We start from the raw sequence: 23,198 nt of genomic DNA on the forward strand, positions 1-23,198 counted from the left end.
AACAGAAGATGAACCGAACCGTTATAAGCCGTCAGGTGGCCTGTCCGATATGCACCGTGGCGGCCATGGGAACAGGAGCGGCCATCGACCGTCGTCGATGGGCTCGCGATCAACACCAGCCACCTAGCAGCAGAAATTCCAGCACGCAGCGCTGCATTCGCTCTGGCAGCCGGGGCAGCCCAAGCAACTGTTCTGGCAGTCCCGATAGCATACGGGATCGAAGCAGCCTTTCCCCGTATCATCATCATCACCCGGTCCTGCCTCCGAGGCGGCAGGGGTACGCGCCTCCTCGGGTTCGTCCATCCGCATCTCCGACGCAGCGGGGAGAAGCGCCGCGTTCGCGGCCTCGTCGCTGTCGAGAGGAGGGTCGCTCTGCATGAGGCATCCCGTCGAGAGCACGATGCCAAAGAGGAGGCAGGCGGCTGCAATGCGTGACTTGTTCAACATGACAAGCATCCTTTCTTGCGGCGGGTGCCGCTTGCCATGAGCGATTGCATGGCGCATGCCATAGGGATTTCGTCGGCGCGAAGCGCCGGTTTCACCGACGAACAGGCAGATTCGCTTCGGTAGAGCCGTTCGGGGAACAGGGCCAAGCCCGACATCTGCTGGCGCTTGCCATCATTGCGTGCATGCCGCAGCCTGCAGCGCCTCGGCGTGATGCCGTCGCTCCACACGCGGTGCGTGAGCGGCGAGACCTCCTCCACCTGGGCGAGGCGGGGAAGGCGCGGCGGGTGATTTCGGTGCTGGGGCGCTCGGGTCCTCGCGACGATCCAGGGCGCGCAGCAAGTTTACAGCACCCTGCTCGCGCGAGCTTCCGCGCCGCCGCGAGCCCATCCCGCAATGTCGCTTTCGTCGTGATGCTGCCGAGCTCCCAATGGAGCTCCACCAGCGTGTGGGCCGCGGACGGCCCGAGGCCCGTGAGCACGACCCGACCACGAGGCTCGAACCGGGGGCGTTCGTCTCTCCTCGCTGAGCAGAGCCTTCGAGGTCCCGGCGCGCCTCTTCCAGCAGAGCTTCACGCCGGGAGCGCAGGGAGACGAGCACGGCGGGAGGCAGCGGATCCTGCATGAGCCGGGCGGTTATAGGGCGGGCCGCTCCGTTTGAAAACCGTCTTTTGATCCCGAAAGACTTCGAATTCGTAGTAGGCTTCCGGCCCATGCGCGCTCCCTCGCTGTCATTACGGGCGCTCCTGTTCGCCCCTCTTCTCCTTCTCTCCGCCTGCACCACGCCGCTCGCCCACGGCCCCTCGAAGGGCCTGCGCTTACGCCATGTCGTCCTCTACCAGAATGGCCTCGGCTACTTCGAGCGCACCGGGGAGATGTCCTCTGACAAACTCGCGCTCCGGTTCCGCGAGCGGGAAGTCGACGACGTCCTGAAGAGCGTGGTCGTCGTCGAGGAGGGGCTCGGCCCGAACGAGACGCCCTCGACCGTCAGCGCGCATTTGCCGCGATCGGGCCGCGGCGCCTCGCCCGAGGAGGCGACCGAGCTCGAGCTCGTCTTCTCCCCGCGCCCGTCGCGCCCCGTCTCCATTGCGTACGCCGTCCCCACGGCCGCCTGGAAAGCCACGTATCGCATCATTCTCCCGACGAAGGAGCAAAAGGACCGCCGCGCGCTCCTGCAAGCCTGGGCGCTCATCGACAACGTGGGCGACGAGGACTGGAACGACGTGCGCGTCACGCTCGCCACGGGCGCGCCGCTCTCGTACAGCTCCGATCTCCGCTCGCCCACGATGATCGAGCGTCCCGAGCTCAAGGGCATTTACGGCCCGCAGGGCGGCGTCGTGGGCCCCGTCCTCGCCGAGAACGTCGCCGCCCGCGACACGGACGCGGACGGCGTCCCCGATCGCGAGGACGCTTGTCCCAACGAGCGCGGCACCGTGCATACCGATCCCGCGCGCGCCGGCTGCCCCTCGCACGTCACCTTGGCCCTGAGAGAGATCAAGATCCTCGCGCAGCTCTTCTTCGACAAGGGCTCGGACGCCGTGAAGCCGGCGAGCCTGCCGATCCTCGACGAAGTCGCGCAGGTGCTCCAGCAAAACCCGTCGATCATGCTCCTCGAAATCGAGGGCCACACCTCGACCGACGAGCAAAACCCGACCGAGCTCTCGGCGCGCCGCGCCTCGGCCATTCGCGCCGCGCTCGTCAAGCGGGGCGTGTCCTCGTCCCGGCTCTCGATGCGCTCCTATGCGGCCGACCGGCCCGTCGACAGCAATGCGACGGAGCCCGGGCGCGCGAAGAACCGGCGCGTCGCGTTCCACATCGCCGAGCAGGGCCCGCGCGAGGATCCGAAGTTCCGCGCGCCGACGACCACGACCATCACGCCGCAATCCCTCGCGCGCGTGCCCGAGGGCGCGGGTCGCATCGACGCTTCGAGCGGGAGTTATCGGTACGAGATCGCGAATCCCGTCACCCTCGCGAAAAAGTCGTCGGCGCTGATCACGCTCATCAATCGTCCGATGAACGGCGACGACGTGCTCCTCTATCGCCCCGACCCCGCGGCGCCGCAAAGCTCGACGCATCCTTTCCGCGCGGCCGAGATCGAAAACAAGAGCGACATCGGCCTGCAACCCGGCTCGGTCTCGATTTTTTCGGGTGGCACGTTCGTCGGCGAGGGCGTGATCACGCGCCTGCTCCCGGGCGAACGCTCGACCATTCCCTACGCCATCGACGATTCGACGCGCGTCTCGCAAGCCCGGATCTCGCTCGACGAACCCGTGCGCATCGTGGCCCTCGCGCGCGGCGTCCTGCGTGTCACGGACCGGCAGCGGCTCGTGACCACCTACGACATCGAGCCCGGCCACAACGTGCCGAACACGCTCGTGCTCCGGCACCCGAGGACATTCGGCTACGAGCCGGTCGTGCTGCCCGAGGGCACCGAAAAGACCCCCGACGCTTACCTCATCCGCGTCGCGCTCACGCCGCACAAGCCGACGAAAATCGCCATCGAGGAGGCGCGCCCCGTCGAGCGGCAATGGCTCGTCCTCACGGCCGACGGCGAGCGGCTCGCGCTCTACCTGAAAGGCTCGGCGCTCCCCGAGGGCACGCAGAAACGAATGGCCCGCATCGTCGAGCTCCGCCGCGCCCTCGGCGCCGCGAGCGACGAGCTCGGTCGATTGCGCGAAAAGCGGCAGGAGGCGACCGATCGCGCCGTGGAGCTCCGCGAGAACGTGAAGGCGATCGAAAAGACACCCCAGGCCGACAAGCTCCGCAAGATGCTGCTCGAACGGCTCGAAAGCGTGACGAAGGCCGGCGACGAGCTGGCCGTGAAGATCACCCAGCGCAGCGACGACGCGGCCATCGCCCGCGCCGAACTCGACGACGCCGTGCGTGACCTCGTCATCGAGGAGGACGCGAAGGCGGGCGGCGGAAAACCCTGATCAGAGCATCGCCACGGGATCGACGTCCACCACGACCCGGACGCGCCGATCGAGCTCCGGGATCGCCGCCGCCGCCACCGCGGTCGCGGCCCGGAGCGCGCGGCGATCCTTGGAGCGCAAAAGAACACGGAATCGATACCGGCCTCGCAGGCGCGCGAGCGGCGCCGCCGCGGGGCCGAGGACCTCGACCACGCGCGATTGTCCTTCCGGCGAGGTCTTCGCGTGCGCCGCGATCACGCCCGCCGCGCGCCGCGCCGCCTCCTCGTCGAGCGCGTCGACCCGGAAGAGCGACAATCGCGAGAAGGGCGGATACCCGACCTCCGCCCGATCGGCGAGCTCGTGCTCCAGGAACGCGTTCACGTCGTGCCGCTTCGCGAATTGCACCGCAGGCTGCTCGGGGTTTCGCGTCTGGATGATCACCCGGCCCGGACGATCCCGCCTCCCCGCGCGCCCCGCGACCTGCACGAGGAGCTGAAACCCACGCTCCGATGCCCGAAAATCCGGGAGCGAGAGCGCCGCGTCCGCATTGAGCACGCCGACGAGCGTCACGTTGCCGAGGTCGTGCCCCTTCGTGACCATTTGCGTGCCCACGAGCACGTCGATCTCGCCGGCCCTCATTTTTGCGAGGATCGCCTCCGCCTTCGCGCCGTCGGCCACGTCCCGGTCGAGCCGCGCGACGCGCGCCGTGGGGAACGCCTCCGCGATCGTCTCCTCCAGCCGCTCGGTCCCGAGCCCTTCGAGCGCGAGCGAGGGCGCCCTGCATTCCGAGCACGCCGCGGGCATCGGCCCTTCCCAGTCGCAATAATGGCACCGCATGCGCCCGCCCCGCGCCCGGTGGAACGTGAGCGCCACCGAGCAAGCGAGGCACGTCGCCACGTGCCCGCACGACTCGCACACGACGCTCGGCGCGAACCCGCGACGATTGAGGAACAGGATCACCTGCTCCCCCGCCGCGAGCGTCTTTTCGATGGCGCGGTGGAGCGGCAACGAAATGAGCTTGTTCCCCGTCGCCCCCGGCCCGATCCGCCGCAGATCGACGGTCGTCACCTCGGGCAACGTCGCCTCCCGGTGCGCGCGATCGGGCAGGCGCAATTCGGTAAGCTTGCCCTGGCGCACGAGGTGCACCGATTCGAGCGAGGGCGTCGCCGATCCGAGCACGGCGACGGCCGCGGCGCGGTGCGCCCGCAGCAAGGCCATGTCGCGGGCGTGATACCGCACGCCCTCCTCCTGCTTGAACGAGCCGTCGTGCTCCTCGTCCACGAGGATGAGCCCGAGGTTCGCGACGGGCGCGAAGATCGCGGAGCGCGCCCCGATCGCCACGCGCACCGCCCCCGTCCGCACGCGTTTCCACATCGCGTGCCGGTCCGCCTCCGACAAACCGCTGTGCAAGACGGCGAGATCATCGCCGAACCGCGCCCGGAACCGCGCCACGAGCTGCGGCGTGAGCGCGATTTCGGGCACCATCACGATCGCGCCCCGCCCCCGCGCGAGGCAACCCGCGATCGCCCGCAGATACACCTCGGTTTTCCCGGACCCCGTGACGCCGAAAAGCAAAAACGCCGACGACTTTGCTTCCGCGAGGGCCGCCTCGATGCGCGCCTCGGCTGCGCTTTGCGCCTCGTTCAACTCCGGCGGCTCGTCGCGTGGCTCGGGCCTCACGAAAAACGCATCCCGCGGCGGCTCCCGCTCCTCGGTCACCACGAGCCCGAGCGAGGCGAGCTTTTTCACCGCGGCCCGCGCATTGCCGAATTTCTCTTCGAGCCGCGCGATCGGCATCTCCCCGTTCGACCGCAAGAGCGCCAGCACCGACGCGGCCTGCCCGCGCAACACCCCCGGCTCCTCCACCACATCCGTCGGCCGCGCATACGCAATCTTGCGCCCGCCCACCTGCTTCACGCGCGAGAGCGTGCCCGGCAGCTCGCCCTGCGCTTCGAGCACGCGCACGTCCTCGCGCTCGACGGCCGGCAGCGCGAGCCGGAGCACCTCACCGATCGGCGCGAAATAATACGACGAGAGCTCACGCAAAAACGAGAGCAGCTCCGGCGGCAGGACCGGCTCGGGATCAACGACCGCCGTGATGGGCTTGAGCCGCACGCCCTCGGGCGCCGCGCCCTCGGACGTCGCGAGGACCACGCCGAGGACCTTCTTTCGACCGAACTCGACGAGCACCCGCGCGCCCGGACGAACCGAGGCGGCGAGCGCGAGCGGGACCTCGTAGGAGAAGGCCCGAGCGAGCGGGACGGGGACGGCGACCTCGCAGAGGAGGGGCATGGATGCCGGAGAGGTATCAGGTTTTCGGGGGTCGTGCACCCAGGAGGACGAGCGGGCCCGTCCATGCGCGGATCGTGATAACCTCGGCGGCATGACGCGAGCGCAGCGTGGACTCTTTGATTACCTGCGTGACGAGGAAGAGCGTCCCTTCCTGATCGAAGCGATGAATGGCACGCTCGACGACGAGAAGCGCCTCGCCTATGCGGCGCGGCTCGATCCACGCGACCCCGAACGCGCGGAGTGGTTGCGGCTCGAAGTCGCGCTCCACGGGCGCGCCACGAATGATGCGGCGATCCACGCGCGTTACGGTGAGCTCTCGCGCCTGCTCAGCTACGACCTGCTACGGCTGCTCCGCCGCGACATGGTCCTGAACTGCGGCGACGCGCGGGCCGAGCGGCCGCGCATCCGATTCAGCTTCGTATGCTCGGCGCGCTGGGAGACGCTCGCGCCGACGGAGGACCCGACGGTGCGCTTCTGCGGCCATTGTCAGGAGCGTGTGTATTTCTGCGAGAAAGGTCGAGTCGCGGCAGCGCACGCCCGCGCCGGTGATTGCATCGCGGTCCGGCGCGACCTCAGAGACAAGGACGTCAACTTGGACACGCGTACCATGCTCGGCCGGCCCGATCCCCTCGGCAACTGGGCCCGCGACCTGTTCCCCGACGACGAGTGATTCGCGTCAGCCGCCCGCCGTGAGCTGGAGCATCACGAGCCCCGCTACCATCGCCGCCGCGAGTAGCAGAATCGCCCCGGCATACCCGCCCTCCGACGCCTCGCGCGGCACGACCTTCACCGGCGCGCTGCTCTGCCCCTGCGCTTTCAGCGCCTTGCGCCGCTTCTTCGCGAGCCGCTTCTCCCGCTCCGCCGGATCGAGCGACCGCGTCTGCCGCACGCCGCTCGGCGGGGCCTCCACGACCGATTCCTTTCGCGGCACCACGCGCTGCGTGGGCGGCGTCGGCGTGTGGTTCGCGTTTTTCTCGACCGCATTGCCGTTCGCCGGCCGCGCGCGCTTGCCGATCGGCGTGATCACCGCGACCGGGCCGCGCTCGATCGCCTCGATCGCGCGCTGCCGCCCCCGCCGCTCGGAGATCACTTCCTTGCCGAAATGCTGCGTGAGCCACGCGCCGAACTGGATCGAGCTCGCCAGCATCCGCGTCTTCGCGGCGTAGGCTTCGAGGTCACGCAGCATCGCCGCGGCCGTGGGATATCGCTCGTCCGTCTCCGTCGCGAGCGCGCGCCGCACGATGCCGAAGAGCTCGTCCTCCTCGGGCAAACCCCGGCTCGGCAGCTCCGGGATCTCCGCCCGGCGCGAAGCTTGAAGCAATGTCTCCCCGGGCTGCGCCTTGTAAAGACGCCTCCCCGCGAGCAGCTCCCATAGAATGATGCCGACCGCGAAGACATCCGAGGTCGCGGTGAGCGCCTCGCCCCGCGCCTGCTCCGGGCTCATGTAGCCGGCTTTGCCCTGGAACGCCGTGTCCACGCCGCTCACCGTGCCCGCCTGCGCGATCCCGAAATCGCAGAGCTTGACCTCTCCCTCGAAGCTCACGAGCACGTTCGCCGGCGAAACGTCGCGATGCACGATCCCGAGCGGCGCGCCGGCCTCGTCCTTCCATCGATGCGCGGAATCGAGGCCGCGCAGGACGTCGCCCACGAGCATCAGCGAATATGCGACCGGAAAGGGCACCTTCGCCGCGGCGGCGCGACGCAAGAGCTCGCGCAGATCGAACCCCTCGACGTACTCCATCGCGAGGTAGACGCTCTCGCCGTCACGCCCGATCTCGTGGACCTCGACGACGTTTTTGTGGCGGAGCAGGCTCGTGATCCGGGCCTCCTCGGCGAGCATCTCCGCCATACGCGCGTCGTGCGCGAGCTCGGGCAGGACCTCCTTGATGACGCAGAGGCGATGCCCGCCGCGCTCGGTCTTCTGGCGGGCGAGATACACGTTCGCCATGCCGCCGTAGCCGATCCGCTCGAAGAGCGTATACGGGCCGAGCTTGCAGGGCAGCCGCCGGCTCGCGCGCTGCTTCCGGCGCGAGGACGGAACGGCGGAGGGCGGGGGCGTAGGGGTCGGTTGGGCAGCGAGCGCGGCGGTCACGACACGTCCCCCATGCCAGAGGGCCGGGGGACGGGCCAAGAAACCGCGGGAGGAGGGAGCGCCTGATAGGCGCCCTGCGAGGTCGCGCAGCGAGCTCGCCTCGGGGGGTGAATCGGCCGGGCTTTGCCCGGACGAGAGGGGGACGCGAGGCGTCCCCCTCGGGACTAAAACAGGACTTCGCGCCGGGCCGACTGCGGCACGCCGCGGGTGTTCTTGTTGCTGCCGAAGACGATGAACGGCTCGTCGCGCGCCGGACCCGTCAAGCGCTCGTAAATGGCGTCGAGCGAGAGAATGAGGCTCGCGCTGAGCGTGGCGTCGGGGCCATACAAGGGATTGCGCCGCTTGCCGTTGAGGCCAATCTGCGTACTGGCGTTGCCGTAATCGATCGAAAAACCCCACTCCGCGGCGGGGAAATAGCTCACGCCAACGCCGAAGCTCGTCGTGTACCGCGTCGTCGTGGGGCTCTCGACGCGGGTCGGGTCGACGCACCCCGTCGAGATCGACACGCACTCGCTCACCTGGGGCTGGTTGAGGAACGAATACTGGAGACCGCCGCTCACGAAAATCCAGAGCGTGTGGTCGAAGAGCTTCTCATCGAAGAAGAGGAACGCGCCGGTGCGCAAGCTGTTCGTGTCGATCGAGCCACCCGTGAGCTGGTCCGACATCGACACGGTCCCCTGGAGCGTCTGCCGCGGCCGCTGGATGTCCGGGTTCGTCGGGACCGTCGCCCGCGTGAACTGGTGATCCCAGCGCACGCTCGCACCGACGAGGAAGTTCTTCAAGAACTCCGCGTCCTTGCCCCGCAGCGGGATCTGCCCGAAGAGCGACACGCGCGGCGAGGTCGTCACGTAGACCCCACGATCGTACGAGAGCTTCGACGTCGGCAAAAGGACGGTGCCGTTCGCCGCCATGCTGAGCCCCCATTCCTCGTTCGCGCTCTTCCAGAGCGGCTTCGAGAAAATGCCCTGAATGGGCAGGTCGCGGAAGAGCGGCTCGCGCTTCGTCGAGGTGAAATCGCTGTTCGTCAGCTCGACGTCGAAGCCGGGCGCCGTCTGCACGCGGAACGAATACCCGCGCGGCGTGCCGTCGGCGAGCTTCGGCTCGAGGACGAAGTAGTTCAGCACGAGGCCGAAGCCCATCGAGACCTGCTCGCCCTCGCTGCCGATGTTGTCACGACCGAGCCCGAGCGCCGTCGTCGTCGCGTTCGTACCAAAGTTGAAGTTCGTGCCGCGCCACCGCACGCGCGCCGGGGCCGTCTTGGGCGTCACGCCCGCATCCGCGCCGGGCCCGGGCGGCGTGAGCGTCGTCGCCTGACCCGGGGCCGGCGGCGGAGGCGGCGGCGGGTTGAGCGGAGTCGTGGTGTTGCCGGTGAGATAAGGCGGGAGCGCGACGGGCGGCGGCGGCTCGGGCGTCCCGGTCGGCTCCCCCGGAGGCGGAGGCGGAGGCGGCGCGTCCGGGTTCGGGGAGGGAGGCGGCGCGGGCGCGTCGGCCTGATCCGCGCCCGTGGCCGGTGCCGGCTGCGCCAGCGCCGAGGCCTGCCCGAAGAGCCCCACGCCGAGGGCAAAGACGATCCCGAGACGATGCTTCATGCCGTGCTTCTCCACGATCTACCGAGCGCCCTCGCCGCCGGTGCCGACGCCCCGAGGGACTCGGTTGCGTCTCACACCTGGCCCCCGGCGTCAATGACAGGGGGAGGAGGACCGACAGAACCAAGGCAGGAACCGTACCTAGCTCGAAGGAGCCACGATCCACGTGTTTTGCCGCGAAAACGGCGCCGGGGTCGGGAGCGGGGGCGGGGGATCGTTACGGTCTTGACGAGGGGAGCCGTCGCGATGCTGACGAGCCAGGGAAGGGCGGGCGGGGGGCGAGAAGGATGGGCGGAGGCGCGGCGTGGGCAGGCTCGCCGGACGTCAGCAGGGGCAGAGGAAGTAGGGGACCGAGACGCTGCGGACCGCGAAGCCGCTCGGGCCCTTGCGAAGGACCGATTGGTAGCCGAGCAACGAGGGCGACCCGTCACGATCGAGGTGGACGAGGGTGCTCGGGAGGAAGTCGTCCGCGCCCTCGTATAGCTTCACGAATCGGGCGTCCTTGGTGGACCCGCCTTCGAGCTTCCAGAGCGCCGTGAGTTTCCCGCGGAACTCGCTGCAAACCTCGCCGGCGTCGGCGTCGAGCCACACGTACGTCGCGCCCTCGCCCGAAAATACCTTTACGGTGGGGGTCGCGCCGTTGTGCTGCTCCCAGGGGACGTCGGGCGTCTGAATGCCCGAGCCCTGGTACGCCTCGTCGATCTCGGCATACCCCGCGAGGTTTCGCATCTCCGCGGCGGCGCGCGTCGCGAGCGCGGTCGGCGCGTCCTTCACCGTAAACGGGCGCGCCAGGGGGAAATCCCGATCCCGAGCGAACATCGCGTCCTTGCAATCGCCCTGCACGTCGCCGAGTTCCGCGACGAGCGAACGGCCGCCCTCGGCCATGCTCCACGCCTCCTCGGCGATCTGCTCGGCATTCGCGGGCGGGATCGGCGTCCCGTCGTAATCCTCGCCCTTCCATTGCTGACGCACGTTGTACTCCGGCTCCACCCGGCTGATCAGGCTGATCGGGCCGAGCTTGCCCTCGCACACGGCGCCCGGAGGGCCATAGAGGCGGACCGGTGTCCCGATGCGCCGGACGAGCGACGCCGGGAGCGTGGTGGGCACGATTTCGCGGCGCGTGACGACGGGAGATTCGTCGGAGACGAGGGTCGGCGCGCCCTGGGCCCAGCGATCGACGTCCGGGCTGGCGTCGAGGACGACGTACGTCTTCCCGTGCTCGACGAGGACGTGTGCAAAAAGGCTGGGATCGATGTCGCCCGGCATTCCGGGCGCTTTTTCGGTACCAGGCGCCGAGGGCGCGGGCGCGGGAGCGGGCAACACGACGGCGGAGGGCTCGACGCTGGGGATTTTGACGAGGGCCTCGCGCTTCGAGCAACCGACGGCGGACACGACGATCAGAAGAGCAGCGAGAGCGGAACCGAGACGCATGACGAAGCCTCCGGGCACGGTACTATCAGGATCCGTGCCGGGCTTCGTTTTCGGCGAAAGTGCGGTGCTCGCAGGATCCCGCCCCCGGGGGCCGTGTCTACCCGTCCACCGGCCGTAGCGACGGCCCCACGGAGGCCCGACCGCTCACGATCCGCTCAAGCCGCCGCGGTTTCCGGCTTGGACTCGGCTTTTTTCGAGGCGGCCCCAGGCGTCCCGGCGGCGGCCTTGGGCTTGGCGTTCCACACGCGCGTGGCGAGAAGGAAGCCCACGACGGCGACCGGGAGCATGGCGATCGGCCATGGCTTCCAGCTCGCCGGATCCTTCGCGGCGTCGCCCGAAGGCAGGATGCGGGCATAAAGGAGCGACTGGAAGCCCGTGCCGAGATACACGAATCCGTCGATGATGCCCGTCGCCACGCCCGCGTTCTTCTTGCCGCCGAAGTCCATGCTCGCGGTGCCGGAGAGCATGCCGTGCACGCCGATCACGCAGAGCGACATGAAAACCACGGCCCAGCCCGTGAGGGGGCTGCCGAGCACGACGAGCGTGACGGCCGTGCCCCCGAGCAGGCCCGCATAAAGGACCGACGCGACCGGGCCGCGCCGCGAGTCGAAGACGTGGTCGGAGATGAGGCCCGCGAAGATGCCGCCGAGGATCCCGGCCACGCAGAGCAAGACGCCCCAGTTCTCCGAGACGAACCCGTCCTTGAATCCCGTCTTGTCGGCGAAGACGAGGTACCATTTCATGACGGCGTTGCGGAGGAAGCCGCTGCAAAACTCGATCGCGATGATGATCCAGATGACCTTCTGGGAAAACATCTTCCGCGCGACCTCGGCGAGCCCGACCTGCTCGCCCGTGTCGCCGCTCGACGCGTCGGCCGTATCGAAATCGGCAAAACCCGCTTGTCCGGGCGTATCGCGGATCATGAAGGCGTCGAGGATCAAGAATCCGACGAGCAGGGCCGCCGGGATCATGAACGCCGCGGTCATGCCCATGGCCTTCGCGATGAAGCGGCTCCAGTCGTAGGCGAAATAGAGGCCGAGCGAGATCAGGATGCCGAAGACCCCGCCGAGCACGCCGCGCTCGCGCACGTGGAACCAGGGCGCATTGACCTTGACGATCGAGACGGCGCCGAAGCTCTGGAAATACATGTTCGCCGCGAAGAGCACGGTCATCGCGGTGACGACGGACCCATGCTCCATCTGGCCCGCCTGCGCCCGCATCGTGACCACGCCGAGCAGCGCGTTCATGAGCGCCGAGCCGCCGGCCGCGATGAGGATCGTCGCGCGGCCGCCCCATCGATCCGTGAGCGGGCCGTTGAGAAGGAAGGCCACGCCGTAAAGGATGGAGCCTACGCCGTCGATGTCGCCGTACTCCTGCTTCGTCAGGAGCCCGATCTTCTCCAGGAGCGACGCGTTCGCCGAGAGGTTGTAGCGACCGAAGTAGAGCAGCGCGTACGTGAGCCCGAGGGGGAACCAGTTCAAGAAACGCCTGCGTTTGAAGGCCTCGGAGTGGCCGACGTCGATCTTCGGCAAGCGGCTGACGACCACGGCGATCGCCGCGAGCAAGAGCACGATCGGCAGGAGGTTCTTGAGCCAGTCGGGCATGACGCACGCATCCTACCCGAGCCTTCCCCAAGACCGCACGCGTAAAGCCACGTTGCGGCTCCGCGAAACGCCTGCAACTCTGCGCCGTCCCCGACACCACGAAACGACGCGAGGCGAGGAGCGGCGCATGATGCCCGAGGAGAGGATCGAGGAGGTGGAGCTCGCGACAGACCCGAGCGTCGTGCGCAGGGACAGGCTCCTCGGCGCGATCTTCGCGGATGATCCGGAGAGCTGCCTCATCCAGCACGGCCCCGTCGTGTCCCACGTGGTGACGACGAGCGCGCCGCCGCAGATCCTCCTCCTGCCCACGCGGGATCGTGACGCGATGGACCGGCTGCCGAAGCTGCTCGCGCAGATCGTGGCCTCCACGCAACAAGCGCCGGTGCCAATGCACGTCGCTGCGGTCGGCGGGGGTCCCGAGATCGTGAACGCGCTGCGTCGCGCGTCATCGAGCGAGGCGGCGGCGACGAAGCTCGGCTTTCACCACGTGGACGACGCGAGCCGGTACGCGCACGTGGCCGGGCCCAAGCTCGCGCTGCTCGAACGCGCGAGCGAACAGATCCGCGCGACCGAGCCGCCGACGCCCGAGCGGCTCGAAGAGGCGCTCGTGAAGGGGCGGATCCTGGCGCAACGCGATCGTCGCGCGGTGTCGCGGCTGCGCGCCGGAACCCCCGTGACGGTCGGGATCATCGCGGTCTGCGCAGTGCTCGGCATGCTCACGTTGCTCTGGCGGCAGAGCATGGGGACGACGCAAGCGCTCGTGGCGCTCGGCGCGACGAGCGGGCACGCGGTGAAGAGCGGCGACGTGTGGCGCATCTTCGCCTCGGCGTTCCTCCACGCGAGCCCGATGCATTTCTTGATGAACATGGTCGCGCTCTGGAGCCTCGGCGTGATGCTCGAGCCGATCCTCGGTTCGCGGCGTTTCCTCGTGCTCTACGGCCTCTCCGGCCTCGGCGGCGCGCTCGCCACGACGCTGCTCGGCAGCGGGCAGTGGAGCGTCGGCGCGTCGGGCGCGATCTGGGGCCTCATGACGGCGGTGCTCGCGATCGTCCTCTTCCCGCGCGGCGTCTTGCCGCCGCTCTTCATCACGCGGCTCAAGCAAGGCGCGTGGCGGCCGCTCGTGCCGAACATCCTCATCAGCTTCTTCCCCGGCGTGGATTACCTCGCGCATTTCGGCGGCGGCATCGTGGGCTTTCTGGCCACGGCGCTGCTGCTCGGCCGCGGGCTCAAGCCCGTCGAGGAGCGCATCGACGAAGGCGACGTGGAGCCCCGCCCGCGCCCGTTGCTCTCGCTCGCCTCGATGATCGTGGGCGCGGCGATGCTCGCCTCGATCGGCGCGGGCGTGGCGCTCGGCGGACCGTGGGCGATGAAGAACCCGCCCGCGATGACCCGCACGTCGCTGCCGGGCCTGGGTTTGTCCGTGGAGATGCCCGCGCCGCTCGCGAAGATGGCCGGGAAGGAGGACCGCGACGGCCTTCAGGTGCTCACGTTCGGTGACCTCGACGCGTCTCCCGTGCTCGTCGAGATCATCGCGGTGGACCTGGAGCCGGCGCCGCTCGCCGAGCAGCTCGACGCGTTCGTCGAGGAGATGCGCGTCGCGGCGGACAAGACCGCGCCCGACAAGGCGGTGCGCCTCGACAAGGCGCGGATCGAGACCGTGGGCGCGCGGAAAGCGGTGCTCGTCGAGCACGAGATGCCGATCGGCGGCGAGTCGTTCACGCTGCGCACGTACTTCGTCGTCGTGGGCTCACGCGAGCTCATCGTGCGCGGGTACGCGCGCAAGGGCCGGCGGCCCGAGGGGTGGAAGGCGATCGAAGAGAAGGTCGTGGCGTCGTTCGAGGAGCGCTGAGGGGCTTCAGGGTCCCACGAATTTCGGATCCTCGATCGCCTCGGCGCTGCACGCGCTCGGCGCCGTCACCGGGTTGCATCGCGACGGCGCGCCGTCTGGGATCTCGACCCAGTACTCGGCCGCCGGGACCTTCGCGGGGAAGTCCGTCGAGACGAACTGCGCGCCGCTCGCGATCGCAGCTTCTCGCTCGACCGTGCTGCCCGTCTCGATCACCGCGCCCGGGTCCCCGTCGGCGCGCGTGCGCACGAGCATGTTCGCGGCGAGCGCCTCGGCGATGACGGACGCCTCGCCGAGGGGGTTGTTGAGGATCGCGATCGCGGCCCACGGATCCGCGGGGGAGGCGTTCGCGAAGAGGATCCGGCCCGCGAGGCTCGTATGGTTTTTCGTGTACGCTCTCCGCGCATCACCGGCGTCGTCCAGCGTGAAGAGCACGTGCCCGCGGACCTCTCCGAGCGTCGGCCAGCCCTTGGAGAGGACCGCTTCCCGCAGCGTGGCCGCGTCGCCCTGGACCTCGTCCGGCACGAGGATCCGATCGTCCGGCCAAACGCGGAGGATCTCCTCGTGCAAGGCGGCGAAATACGTCTCCGCCCCGGCCTCGTCGGCCGGCACGGCATCCTTGATCTCGAATTGCACGACGATCGGGTGGTGCGCCCGATGCGCGTCGGACCAGTCTTTCAAGACCCGCAGGCAATCCGTGAGCTTCCTGCACGTCGTCTGCTCATCGAGGACCGGCAGGTGATACACCTCGAACGCTTCGAGATCGAAGTTGTACCGCAGATCCAGCTCGACGTGCCGTACGCCCTGCGCGCCGAGCTGCACGTCGAGCGGCGCGTGCGTGTAGCGCCACTCGCCGACGGTGTTGCCTTCGGTCTCGATGTGGTAGCTGTTGTGCGTCGATTTCGTCTGCAGGTGGTGCAGCCTGAGCACGTCGTCGAGCGGATAATCGAACTTCGGCGGCGGATCCGGGGGTTTGACCTCCGCGGGATCCCCCCCGCCGCCGCACCCGACGAGCGCGGCGGCGAGGACGAGGCCCAGCGCCGCCCGAAAGCAGAGAGACATCGGAGACACCTTTTGGCTCAAGGTCCGTAGGCGAAATACGTGGCGCTCGCGGCCCAGTTCCCGCCCGACGCGACCGTGTTGATCACCCACTGGAACGAATGCGTCCCGGGTTTTCCGAGCTCGGGTGTCTCCCACACCTTCGGCGCCGTCATGCTCCCCGGGCACCAGTTCGCCCGCGGGGCCTTCACGCTCGAAATGGCGCCGCAGGGGTTTTCGAGGCAATACGTAAAACTGTTTCCGCTCGGCCAGGTGTGCGTCGTCTCCGTACAAAGCTCCTTGCAGTCCGTCCGCCAGGGCTTCCACGTGTCGATCACCGCGCCGTCGATCGAGACCGTATGCGTGCGGTTGCAGAACTCCTCGGCGGGCCCGATGCAACCCGACCCGGCGCTGCCGCCTCCGTGCCCGCTCGTGCGGAACTCCATCTTGCCCGCCACCGCGCCCTCGGGCGCCTCGAAGTCGAGCGCGCCCGGCCCCTCCACCGTCGTCTGCGACCCGTAATAGAGCGATTTGACCGCGAGCACGTTCCGCGGCGGCGCGCCCGGCACCATTTCGAGCTTCGCCGTCACGTTCCAGCCGCCGTTCGACCCCGAGACCATGCCCGCGCCATCCGAATAGGTCGTGATGTGCGCGCGCATCCGGTGCGCGCCCGGCAGGCCGTTCGCCACGTCCGTGACGTCGATTTCGAGGTGCAGCGGCCCGCCGAACGGCGTGATCGCGTGCATCAGCTCGAGCCCCGGCGGCTCCGTCGCCGGATCCATCGGATCATCGATCGAGATGTCGAAATTGCGATCGAACGCGTCGCAATCGGCCGGCCAGTTCTGCCCGGCGGGCGGCGGGTTGTCGACCCACTTGTCGAACGGATAACAGGTGCTCGCGAGGTCGACGACGAGCTTTGCGCTCGCGAACGGGCCGTCCTTGAAATCGATGTCCGTGAACACCGTCTGGAAATTCGGCTGGTTTCCGTCGCTCGTGATGCGCGTGTCGTCGAATGCGGCGATCGTGTACGGATCCGCGTAGGAGGGGCCTCCGCCGCCGCCCTGGCCGCCGCCGCCGCCGCTGCCGCCCGAGCCGCCGCTCGCGCCTTGCCCGCCTGCGCCGCCCTGGCTGCCCGAGCCATCCCCGCACCCCACAAGCAAAAGCGCGCCAAGCAAAGCAGCCCAGCCCACGCGCACGGACGGCACGTTCCTCATCAAACACCTCCACGGGCGAGCGTACCGCAAGGTCGAACCCGGCCGCCAGCCACAATCCCCCCTCCCCCATCTGCGCTGCCGGCGCTAAAGAGCCGAGCCGATGAAAATCATCAAGGTCCAGGACGACAGACAACGCCGTCATATTTTCACAGCCCCGCCGAGGCGCGTCGTCTCGCTCGTCCCGAGCGATACCTACTCGGTCATCCGGCTCGGCGCCAAAGACCGCCTGGTCGGGAGAACCCGCTTTTGCATCGCGCCCGAGGGCGAAGTCGAGACGATCGAGGACGTCGGCGGCACGAAAGACGTCGACGTCGACAAGCTCCTCGCGCTCGAACCCGACCTCGTGATCGCGAACCAGGAAGAGAACACCCGCTCGCAGATCGAGCGCCTCGACGCGGCCGGCGTCGCCGTCTTCGTCTCGTTCCCGAGGCGCGTCGCCGACGGAATCGCGCACCTCGCTCGCCTCGCCCTCGCGCTCGGGCTCGAACGCGACGACACGGCCCGCGCGCTCCTCGCATCGGCCTACCACGCGCACCGCGAAGCCGAGAAGCACCGCGGCGAGCGCGTCCCCGTCCGCGCGTTCGTCCCCATCTGGATGGATCCGCTCATGACCGTGCACGAGGAGACGTTCATCTCCGACATGATGGATCTCGTTGGTGCGCAAAACATCTTCGCAGACCGGCGGCGCCGCTACCCGCTCGCGGCGGATCTCGGCAAAGCCGCGCCGCTCCCGCCCGAACGCGTGGGCAGCCGGGACACGCGATATCCACGGGTCACGCTGGACGAGGTCGTCGCGCGGCAGCCCGAGGTGGTCCTCTTGCCCGACGAGCCGCATGCGTTCACGGAGGCCGACGCCGACGTCTTCCGCAAGCTCGACATCCCCGCCGCGAAGACGGGCCGCGTGCTCCTCTGCAACGGCAAGGACCTCATGTGGTACGGCGCGCGCAGCGTCGAGGGCTTCGATCGGCTCAGGCGTCTGGTGAACGGCAACGAATTGGAGTAGGAAGCGCCCCATGACTTGGAATCGGGAAACCGTCCACGAAGAGCTGCTCAAGGTGTTCCGTCAGCACAAGCAGACCGAGATCGAGGTGAGCGAGACGAGCCACATCGTCGCCGACCTCGGCATCGATTCGCTCGGCGTCATGGAGGTGCTCGCGGACCTCGAAGACACCTTCAAGCTCACGATCCCCGACGAGGCGCTCCGCGAGATCAACACGATCGGCGACGTCGCGACTGCGGTCCTCACGCGCCTCGAAGGCGACGGAAGGCTCCAAGGATGAGCGCGCCTCCGCCCCGCACCGTCGCGCAGGCCATCGAGGACGCGGCGGCGAGCGGCAGCAGCACGGGGTACCGTTTCCTCGAAGAGTCGCCCGACGTCGCGCCCTTCCACTCGTACGTCGACGTGGAACGGATGAGCGCTCGTTTCGGCGGCGCGATGCAGGCGATGGGCCTGCGCAAAGGCGATCGCATCGCGCTGATCCTCCCCGACAACGCCGATTTCGTGTTCGCGTTCCTGGGCGCCGTGCGGGCGGGCATCATCCCGGTGCCGATCTACCCGCCCACGGGCCTCGGCAAGCTCTCGGGTTACCTCGAAAACACGCTGCACATCGTGGCGAAGAGCGGCGCGCGTGTGCTGCTCACGAGCAGCGAGATCAAGAAGATCCTCGGCACGATCCAGGCCCAGGCGCCCGGGCTCGAAAAGGTCGTGGCGGTCGAGGGCGTGCGCACGGCGAGCGACAAACTACGGCCCGAGAAGATCGACCTCGACGACGTCTGCTTCCTGCAGTTCACGAGCGGCTCGACCGCGCGGCCGAAGGGCGTGACGCTCACGCACCGAAACCTCGCCGCGAACGTGCACGCGATCATGCCCGTGGGCCTGAGCATCCAGGACGGCGTCGATCACGGCGTCTCGTGGCTGCCGCTCTACCACGACATGGGGCTCATCGGCTTCGTGATCGCGCCGATCTACCACCGCAACCAGATCACCTTCCTGCCGCCGCTGCTCTTCCTGAAGCGCCCGGCGCGCTGGCTCGAGTCGATCTCGAAGTACAAGGGCTCGATCTCGTTCGGCCCCAATTTCGCCTACGCGCTCGCGGTGAAGCGCATCAAGGAGAGCGAGATGGAGGGGCTCGATCTCTCGAGCTGGCGCATCGCGGGGTGCGGCGCCGAGCCCATCCGCGCCGACAACCTCCGCGCCTTCGCGGAGAAGTTTTCCCGCATCGGCTTCGACGAGCGCGCGTTCGTGTGCTGCTACGGCATGGCCGAGTCGACGCTCGCGGTCTCGTTCAGCAAGATCTGGACAGGCGTGCGGGCCGACGTCGTCGACGGCGAGACGCTCTGGGCGAAGGGCCACGCCGAACCCGCGGCGGAAGGCTCGCCGCGCGCCTCGGGCATCGTCGAGTGCGGCGCGGCCTTCGAGGAGCACGAAATCAAGACGTTCGCGCCCGACGACACGGAGAGCGCGCGCCCCTTGCCCGAGCGCGAGGTCGGCGAGCTGCGCATCCGCGGGCCGAGCGTGATGCAAGGCTACTGGAACGATCCGGAGGTCACGAAGCGCTCGTTCGCGGGTGGCTTCTTGCGCACGGGCGACCTCGGGTACATCGCAGAGGGGAAGGTCTACATCTGCGGGCGCTCGAAGGAGGTCGTGATCGTCAACGGCCGCAACTACTACCCGCAGGACATCGAGTGGGAGGCGAGCCAGGTCGAGGGCGTGCGCAAGGGCAACGTCATTGCGTTCGGCACGATGAAGGGCCCCTCCGATCGCGAGCGCGTGGTCATCGCGTTCGAGACGGGCGAGAAGGACGAGGCCACGAAGAAGCGGCTCGAAGCCGACGTGCGCAAGGCCGTGCAGCAGACCGTGGGCCTGACCGTCGACGACGTCGTGCCGCTCGCGCCGGGCGTCTTGCCGAAAACGTCGAGCGGCAAACTCCAGCGCGCGAGGACCCGTGAACTGTACGAATCCGGAGAGCTCCTCGGAAGGACGAGCGCACGCGAGGTGGACAAACTCGATCTCGTGAAAGAGATCGCGAAGAGCCAGATCGGATACTTCCGGCACCGGCTCTTCGGAAAGAGCGACGAATGAAGAAGACCTACAAGGGGAGCTGCCACTGCGGCGCGGTCCGCTTCGAGGCGGACATCGACCTCTCGGCGGGCACGGGTCGGTGCAATTGCACGTATTGCGCGAAGATCCGGTGGTGGGGCACGATCGCGAAGCCCGACGCGTTCCGCCTGCTCACGGACGAATCGGCGCTCGCCGATTATCAGTTCGGCTCGAAGAGCATGCACCACCGCTTCTGCAAGACGTGCGGCGTGGCGCCGTTCGGGCCCGGATCGATGGAGCAGCTCGGCGGCGCGTTTTACGCGATCAACGTGGCCTGCCTCGACGACGTCGACCCAGAGGAGCTCGCCGCGGCTCCCATCACGTATTACGACGGGCGAAACAACAACTGGTGGAACCCGCCCGCCGTAACAAAATACCTTTAGAACCCCGCCTCCACCGAGAGCTGCGGGATCGTGATCGGCCCGAGCAGCCGCGGCTGACAGATCCCGCGGGCACACGTCACGTCGAAGACCTCTTTGCTCAACGTCGCGTTCTGCATGTCGAGCACGAGCGAGACGAACCCCGTCTCGCCGACCTTCCACCGCCGCGACACCCGCAGATCGAGCCGATAAAAAGGCCGGACCCGCGGCGGATCCTCCACCACGGCCCCGCTGCCCGCCTCCTGCGCGGGAAACCCGCTGTAAAACACGTGCCGCACGCCCGCCTTCCAGCCCTTGCCGAGGTCGTACATCAAGGCCACGTGCGCGACGTGTGTCCGATCGACCGCCGAGGGCGTCGTGAGGCCGCTCTTCGACGTGCGGGTCGACCGGGAAAGCGTGTACGAGGCGAGGAAGAGCAGATCCTTGCGTAATGCGCCGCGGGCCGAGAGCTCGAGCCCATATGCGTCGCCCGTGCTGCGCGAGAGGAAGCGGGCGGTGCCGAGGTTCGTGCCACGATCGGAGCCGATCGGGTCCGTCAGGTTGAACGTCACCTGACGGAAGAGCGACCCGCTGATTTCGACCGGAATGGGCGAGAGCTTGACCTCGGCGCCGAAGCTCGATTGCAAGGCCCGCTGGAGGCCACCCGTGATGGCCCCGATCTGCAGCGCCGGCAAGGGCGCGAAGCCGGGGAGCTGCGAGGCCACGCCAAACGAGGGGACGATCCGCACGCGCTCGGAAACCCCGAACCGGCCCGTGATCTTCGGGTCGATCGCGAGCGCCGTGTTCCCCATCGACGTGTAATGGTCGACGCGCAGACCGGGCGTGATCGTCGCCCGATCCGAGAGGACCACGAGCGCGTCCGCCCACGCGCCCACAGCCGTATCCCAGCGGCTCGGGAAAAGCGCGCGGAACGCCTCGTCGAGCTCGCCGAGCGGCCCCGAGGCGCATTCTTCGAGGGCGATGTCGCACGGCTCCTTGTGCACGATGTCGTATCGATCGACCATCAGATCGAGCCCGCCGCGGAGGAGCGCCTTTCCCCCGCCGATCGGCTTCGAGCCGCGCAGGCGCGCCCCCATCTTCCAGTTGGTCGCGCTCTCCGCGCCGACCTGCCTCGACCGATCGAGGCCGAGCATCACCGCCGCGCGCAGCTTCGCCCCCGAATCGAATTCATGATCGTACCGGAAATCCAGCCGGTGAAAATCTGCGTCGAGCAGGACGTCTTTCTCCCCGCTCGCGTCGCCCGTCGTCGTCGTCGCCAGATAATCCCACGCCCCGAACGCGAGCGCCGTGAGCCGGCCTCGCTCCCCGACGCGGCGGCTCACGCGGGCCTGGTAATCGCCGTACCCGAACTCGACGTTGTCGATCAGCGCGGCAAGAATATGCCCGCCAAACGCATAATGCCCGCCGACGAGGACCGTGGTCTTGTCGCCGATCGGCCCCTCGACCACGCCGCCCACGTCCACGAACCGGAATGCGCCCTCGCCCTTCCATTCATTCGGAAAGGGCGCCGCCTCGGCCTCGACCGCCGCGCCCGCGAGACGGCCGATGTCGGCCGGATACGGGCCCATGTGCAGCGTCACGCGTGAAACGAGCGGCGCTGGAATCACGCTCGGCCCCGCGCCCACGTGAAAGAGCAGCGGCACGCGCACGCCGTCGTAGAAAAACCCGATGTTGCCGGGCGGCGCGCCGCGAATGTAATAATAGGGCAATCCGCTCGCCGTCGGCGTCACGCCCGGCTGCACCTCGATCGCGCGGTACGGATCGCCGAGCACGCCCGGCATCTCCCGGATGTCCCGGCGCTTGAGCGAGACCGACCCAGCCGGCGCCTTGTCGCCCTCGACGGTCACCTCGATCGGCTGCGGCGGAGGCGGCTCCGGGGGCGGCTCGGGCGAAGGCTCCGCAGGCGCGGGCTCCGCGGGCGCAAGCGCGGACGCTTCCGGCGGCGCAGGCTCCGCGGACGGGGGTGCTTCCGCGCGCGCAGGCGCGGCGGCCAGAGACGTGGCGAGCGCGAGGCCGAGCCCGGCGCGCCGGAGAGCTTCACCCATCAAACATCCGAAAGGCCGGCCGCCTCCATCACGTCGATCGCGGCGGCCAGCGTCTTGTCTCCGCGCATCACGTGGCGCAGCTCGTCCGGCCCCTGCTCCCGCAGATGCGTGCCCTTCGCCGCATGCCGACCGAGCACCTCCGTGAGCCCATGCAGCAGCGGATGGCGGTTCAGATCCGCCGCGAGATCCCCCTCGTGCAGCGCGGGTTCGAGCAGCCGCGCGATCTGCCTCTCCGACCAGCCGAGGCTCTTCTGCGCGTCCACCACGACGACGCGAAGCTGCGCCCAGAAGAGCCGCTCGGCCCGCTCGGCCGCGGGCCCGAGCAACGACTCGGCGCGCGTGCGGATCGCCGCGCTCTCGTCCTTCGAGGCGCGGCGCATCTCCTTGTAGACCTCGCTCACGAGGCCGAGCAGGTGCGGGTTCGGCCGATCCGCCGTGAGCATGTGCCGCTCGGCGCGCTCGAACGCTTCGAGCAACGCCGCCTCGGTCCGGTCCCAGCGCCGCTGCGCGATCTTGAGCCGCGCCGAGGAGCAGAGCGCCGTGACCATGTCGTGCTCGGCGAGCGCCTTCGTGTCGGCCGTCGCCTCGGGATCTTCGAAGACGGGCTCGAGCCACGTGCCGAGGCGCCCCACGAGCGCGTCCATCTCCTCCTTCGGATCCCCCGCGACCATGCACAGCGCGACGCGCAGGAACATGGCCTGCCGCGCCTCGGCGTCTCGATCCGTGCGGTTCTCGCAGAGCAGGGGGATGGCGGCTTCGAGCTCGGCGGAGGCCTCCTCTTGCCGGCCGCGATCGAGCTCGGCGCGTGCGAGATCGAAGTGCAGCGACCCGAGCCGATCCTTCGGATACGTCGGCTGTCGCTCGGCGCTGGCGATGGCGAGGCGCTGGTAGCGCGCCGACATGCCGGCGTTGTTGTCGAGCGCGTAGGCGAGGGCGGCGATGCGCGCGGCCTCGACGTACCGCGGATGCTCTCGGCCGAGCTCGTGCGCGATCTCCATCGCCTTCTCGGAGGCAACGACGGCCTCCCCGAGGAGCTTGGCCTCCAGGTAGGAGCGGACCGCGGAGATGGCGCTGCTCAGCCGACTTTCGACGTCGCTCATGGCGGGGCGGATTGCATCACGTGAGGGGGCGACGCGCAACGCGGTCGCAGGATCTTGGACGCCCGGACGGAAGGCAGAGGCCCCGGGGGTGCGGGGGCGGCGGGGACGGAGGCTC

General features: G+C 68.8%; 17 protein-coding genes. 7 read left to right on the forward strand and 10 right to left on the reverse strand.

The window, feature by feature from the left end; translation table 11 throughout:
* Window positions 1–123 precede the first annotated feature (123 nt).
* Window positions 124–447 (reverse strand): hypothetical protein, encoded by a 324-nt coding sequence (locus E8A74_RS18545; protein ID WP_136930363.1) that lies wholly within the window; start codon window positions 445–447, stop codon window positions 124–126.
* A gap of 709 nt (window positions 448–1,156) precedes the next feature.
* Between E8A74_RS18545 and E8A74_RS18550 the strand changes: the two genes are divergently transcribed.
* Window positions 1,157–3,376 carry an OmpA family protein gene (locus E8A74_RS18550; RefSeq protein WP_170229215.1) on the forward strand — a complete coding sequence of 740 codons (2,220 nt, stop codon included), beginning with the start codon at window positions 1,157–1,159 and terminating at the stop codon, window positions 3,374–3,376.
* Here E8A74_RS18550 and priA read toward each other — a convergent pair whose 3' ends face one another.
* Window positions 3,377–5,647 carry a replication restart helicase PriA gene (gene priA, locus E8A74_RS18555; RefSeq protein ID WP_136930365.1) on the reverse strand — a complete coding sequence of 757 codons (2,271 nt, stop codon included), beginning with the start codon at window positions 5,645–5,647 and terminating at the stop codon, window positions 3,377–3,379.
* A gap of 91 nt (window positions 5,648–5,738) precedes the next feature.
* On the opposite strand from priA, the gene E8A74_RS18560 reads away from it, so the two are divergent.
* Complete coding sequence (locus E8A74_RS18560) at window positions 5,739–6,317, forward strand: hypothetical protein (RefSeq protein ID WP_136930366.1); 579 nt, start codon at window positions 5,739–5,741, stop codon at window positions 6,315–6,317.
* Between the two features lie 6 nt (window positions 6,318–6,323).
* Here E8A74_RS18560 and E8A74_RS18565 read toward each other — a convergent pair whose 3' ends face one another.
* The 4 genes from E8A74_RS18565 to E8A74_RS18580 form a co-directional block, all read right to left on the reverse strand.
* A complete protein-coding gene (locus tag E8A74_RS18565) occupies window positions 6,324–7,739 on the reverse strand; it encodes a serine/threonine-protein kinase (protein ID WP_136930367.1) in 1,416 nt (471 codons plus the stop codon).
* Between the two features lie 164 nt (window positions 7,740–7,903).
* Window positions 7,904–9,328 (reverse strand): hypothetical protein, encoded by a 1,425-nt coding sequence (locus tag E8A74_RS18570; protein WP_136930368.1) that lies wholly within the window; start codon window positions 9,326–9,328, stop codon window positions 7,904–7,906.
* 321 nt (window positions 9,329–9,649) lie between these two features.
* Window positions 9,650–10,717: a hypothetical protein gene (locus E8A74_RS18575; protein WP_170229216.1), complete on the reverse strand. Its 1,068-nt coding sequence runs from the start codon at window positions 10,715–10,717 to the stop codon at window positions 9,650–9,652.
* A 194-nt stretch (window positions 10,718–10,911) separates the two neighbouring features.
* Window positions 10,912–12,360 carry an MFS transporter gene (locus tag E8A74_RS18580; RefSeq protein ID WP_136930370.1) on the reverse strand — a complete coding sequence of 483 codons (1,449 nt, stop codon included), beginning with the start codon at window positions 12,358–12,360 and terminating at the stop codon, window positions 10,912–10,914.
* Between the two features lie 127 nt (window positions 12,361–12,487).
* Here E8A74_RS18580 and E8A74_RS18585 point away from each other — a divergent pair, with 127 nt between their 5' ends.
* Window positions 12,488–14,209 (forward strand): rhomboid family intramembrane serine protease, encoded by a 1,722-nt coding sequence (locus tag E8A74_RS18585; RefSeq protein WP_170229217.1) that lies wholly within the window; start codon window positions 12,488–12,490, stop codon window positions 14,207–14,209.
* A gap of 6 nt (window positions 14,210–14,215) precedes the next feature.
* Here E8A74_RS18585 and E8A74_RS18590 read toward each other — a convergent pair whose 3' ends face one another.
* Together E8A74_RS18590 and E8A74_RS18595 are read right to left on the reverse strand one after the other, a co-directional pair.
* Window positions 14,216–15,268 carry a Ca2+-dependent phosphoinositide-specific phospholipase C gene (locus E8A74_RS18590; protein ID WP_136930372.1) on the reverse strand — a complete coding sequence of 351 codons (1,053 nt, stop codon included), beginning with the start codon at window positions 15,266–15,268 and terminating at the stop codon, window positions 14,216–14,218.
* Window positions 15,269–15,285: 17 nt separating this feature from the next.
* Window positions 15,286–16,458, reverse strand: a complete 1,173-nt coding sequence (locus E8A74_RS18595) for a peptide-N-glycosidase F-related protein (RefSeq protein ID WP_136930373.1) — start codon at window positions 16,456–16,458, stop codon at window positions 15,286–15,288.
* 100 nt (window positions 16,459–16,558) lie between these two features.
* Between E8A74_RS18595 and E8A74_RS18600 the strand changes: the two genes are divergently transcribed.
* From E8A74_RS18600 to E8A74_RS18615, 4 genes are read left to right on the forward strand one after another with little or no spacing between them, the layout of a single operon-like run.
* The gene (locus E8A74_RS18600) at window positions 16,559–17,461 is read left to right on the forward strand and encodes an ABC transporter substrate-binding protein (protein ID WP_136930374.1); all 903 of its coding nucleotides are present in this window, start codon (window positions 16,559–16,561) and stop codon (window positions 17,459–17,461) included.
* Window positions 17,462–17,471: 10 nt separating this feature from the next.
* Window positions 17,472–17,738 carry an acyl carrier protein gene (locus E8A74_RS18605; RefSeq protein WP_136930375.1) on the forward strand — a complete coding sequence of 89 codons (267 nt, stop codon included), beginning with the start codon at window positions 17,472–17,474 and terminating at the stop codon, window positions 17,736–17,738.
* The gene (locus tag E8A74_RS18610) at window positions 17,735–19,540 is read left to right on the forward strand and encodes a fatty acyl-AMP ligase (protein ID WP_136930376.1); all 1,806 of its coding nucleotides are present in this window, start codon (window positions 17,735–17,737) and stop codon (window positions 19,538–19,540) included. Before E8A74_RS18605 ends, E8A74_RS18610 begins: the two co-directional genes overlap by 4 nt.
* A complete protein-coding gene (locus E8A74_RS18615; protein ID WP_136930377.1) occupies window positions 19,537–19,941 on the forward strand; it encodes a GFA family protein in 405 nt (134 codons plus the stop codon). Before E8A74_RS18610 ends, E8A74_RS18615 begins: the two co-directional genes overlap by 4 nt.
* On the opposite strand, the gene E8A74_RS18620 is transcribed toward E8A74_RS18615, so the two are convergent.
* On the reverse strand, window positions 19,938–21,983 hold the full coding sequence (locus tag E8A74_RS18620; RefSeq protein WP_232379641.1) for a TonB-dependent receptor plug domain-containing protein: 2,046 nt from the start codon (window positions 21,981–21,983) through the stop codon (window positions 19,938–19,940). The genes E8A74_RS18615 and E8A74_RS18620 overlap by 4 nt on opposite strands.
* Window positions 21,983–23,083, reverse strand: a complete 1,101-nt coding sequence (locus E8A74_RS18625; protein ID WP_136930378.1) for a hypothetical protein — start codon at window positions 23,081–23,083, stop codon at window positions 21,983–21,985. Before E8A74_RS18625 ends, E8A74_RS18620 begins: the two co-directional genes overlap by 1 nt.
* Window positions 23,084–23,198: the final 115 nt, after the last annotated feature.

Source organism: Polyangium fumosum (assembly GCF_005144585.1).
GTDB classification, from domain to species: domain Bacteria; phylum Myxococcota_A; class Polyangia; order Polyangiales; family Polyangiaceae; genus Polyangium; species Polyangium fumosum.

Coding starts and splice junctions, on each gene's coding strand:
- E8A74_RS18605 (WP_136930375.1), top strand. CDS start 17,472: ATGACTTGGAATCGGGAAACCGTCCACGAAGAGCTGCTCAAGGTGTTC.
- E8A74_RS18570 (WP_136930368.1), bottom strand. CDS start 9,328: ATGAAGCATCGTCTCGGGATCGTCTTTGCCCTCGGCGTGGGGCTCTTC.
- E8A74_RS18585 (WP_170229217.1), top strand. CDS start 12,488: ATGATGCCCGAGGAGAGGATCGAGGAGGTGGAGCTCGCGACAGACCCG.
- priA (WP_136930365.1), bottom strand. CDS start 5,647: ATGCCCCTCCTCTGCGAGGTCGCCGTCCCCGTCCCGCTCGCTCGGGCC.
- E8A74_RS18595 (WP_136930373.1), bottom strand. CDS start 16,458: ATGAGGAACGTGCCGTCCGTGCGCGTGGGCTGGGCTGCTTTGCTTGGC.
- E8A74_RS18625 (WP_136930378.1), bottom strand. CDS start 23,083: ATGAGCGACGTCGAAAGTCGGCTGAGCAGCGCCATCTCCGCGGTCCGC.
- E8A74_RS18615 (WP_136930377.1), top strand. CDS start 19,537: ATGAAGAAGACCTACAAGGGGAGCTGCCACTGCGGCGCGGTCCGCTTC.
- E8A74_RS18545 (WP_136930363.1), bottom strand. CDS start 447: ATGTTGAACAAGTCACGCATTGCAGCCGCCTGCCTCCTCTTTGGCATC.
- E8A74_RS18610 (WP_136930376.1), top strand. CDS start 17,735: ATGAGCGCGCCTCCGCCCCGCACCGTCGCGCAGGCCATCGAGGACGCG.
- E8A74_RS18560 (WP_136930366.1), top strand. CDS start 5,739: ATGACGCGAGCGCAGCGTGGACTCTTTGATTACCTGCGTGACGAGGAA.
- E8A74_RS18550 (WP_170229215.1), top strand. CDS start 1,157: ATGCGCGCTCCCTCGCTGTCATTACGGGCGCTCCTGTTCGCCCCTCTT.
- E8A74_RS18590 (WP_136930372.1), bottom strand. CDS start 15,268: ATGTCTCTCTGCTTTCGGGCGGCGCTGGGCCTCGTCCTCGCCGCCGCG.
- E8A74_RS18620 (WP_232379641.1), bottom strand. CDS start 21,983: ATGGGTGAAGCTCTCCGGCGCGCCGGGCTCGGCCTCGCGCTCGCCACG.
- E8A74_RS18600 (WP_136930374.1), top strand. CDS start 16,559: ATGAAAATCATCAAGGTCCAGGACGACAGACAACGCCGTCATATTTTC.
- E8A74_RS18580 (WP_136930370.1), bottom strand. CDS start 12,360: ATGCCCGACTGGCTCAAGAACCTCCTGCCGATCGTGCTCTTGCTCGCG.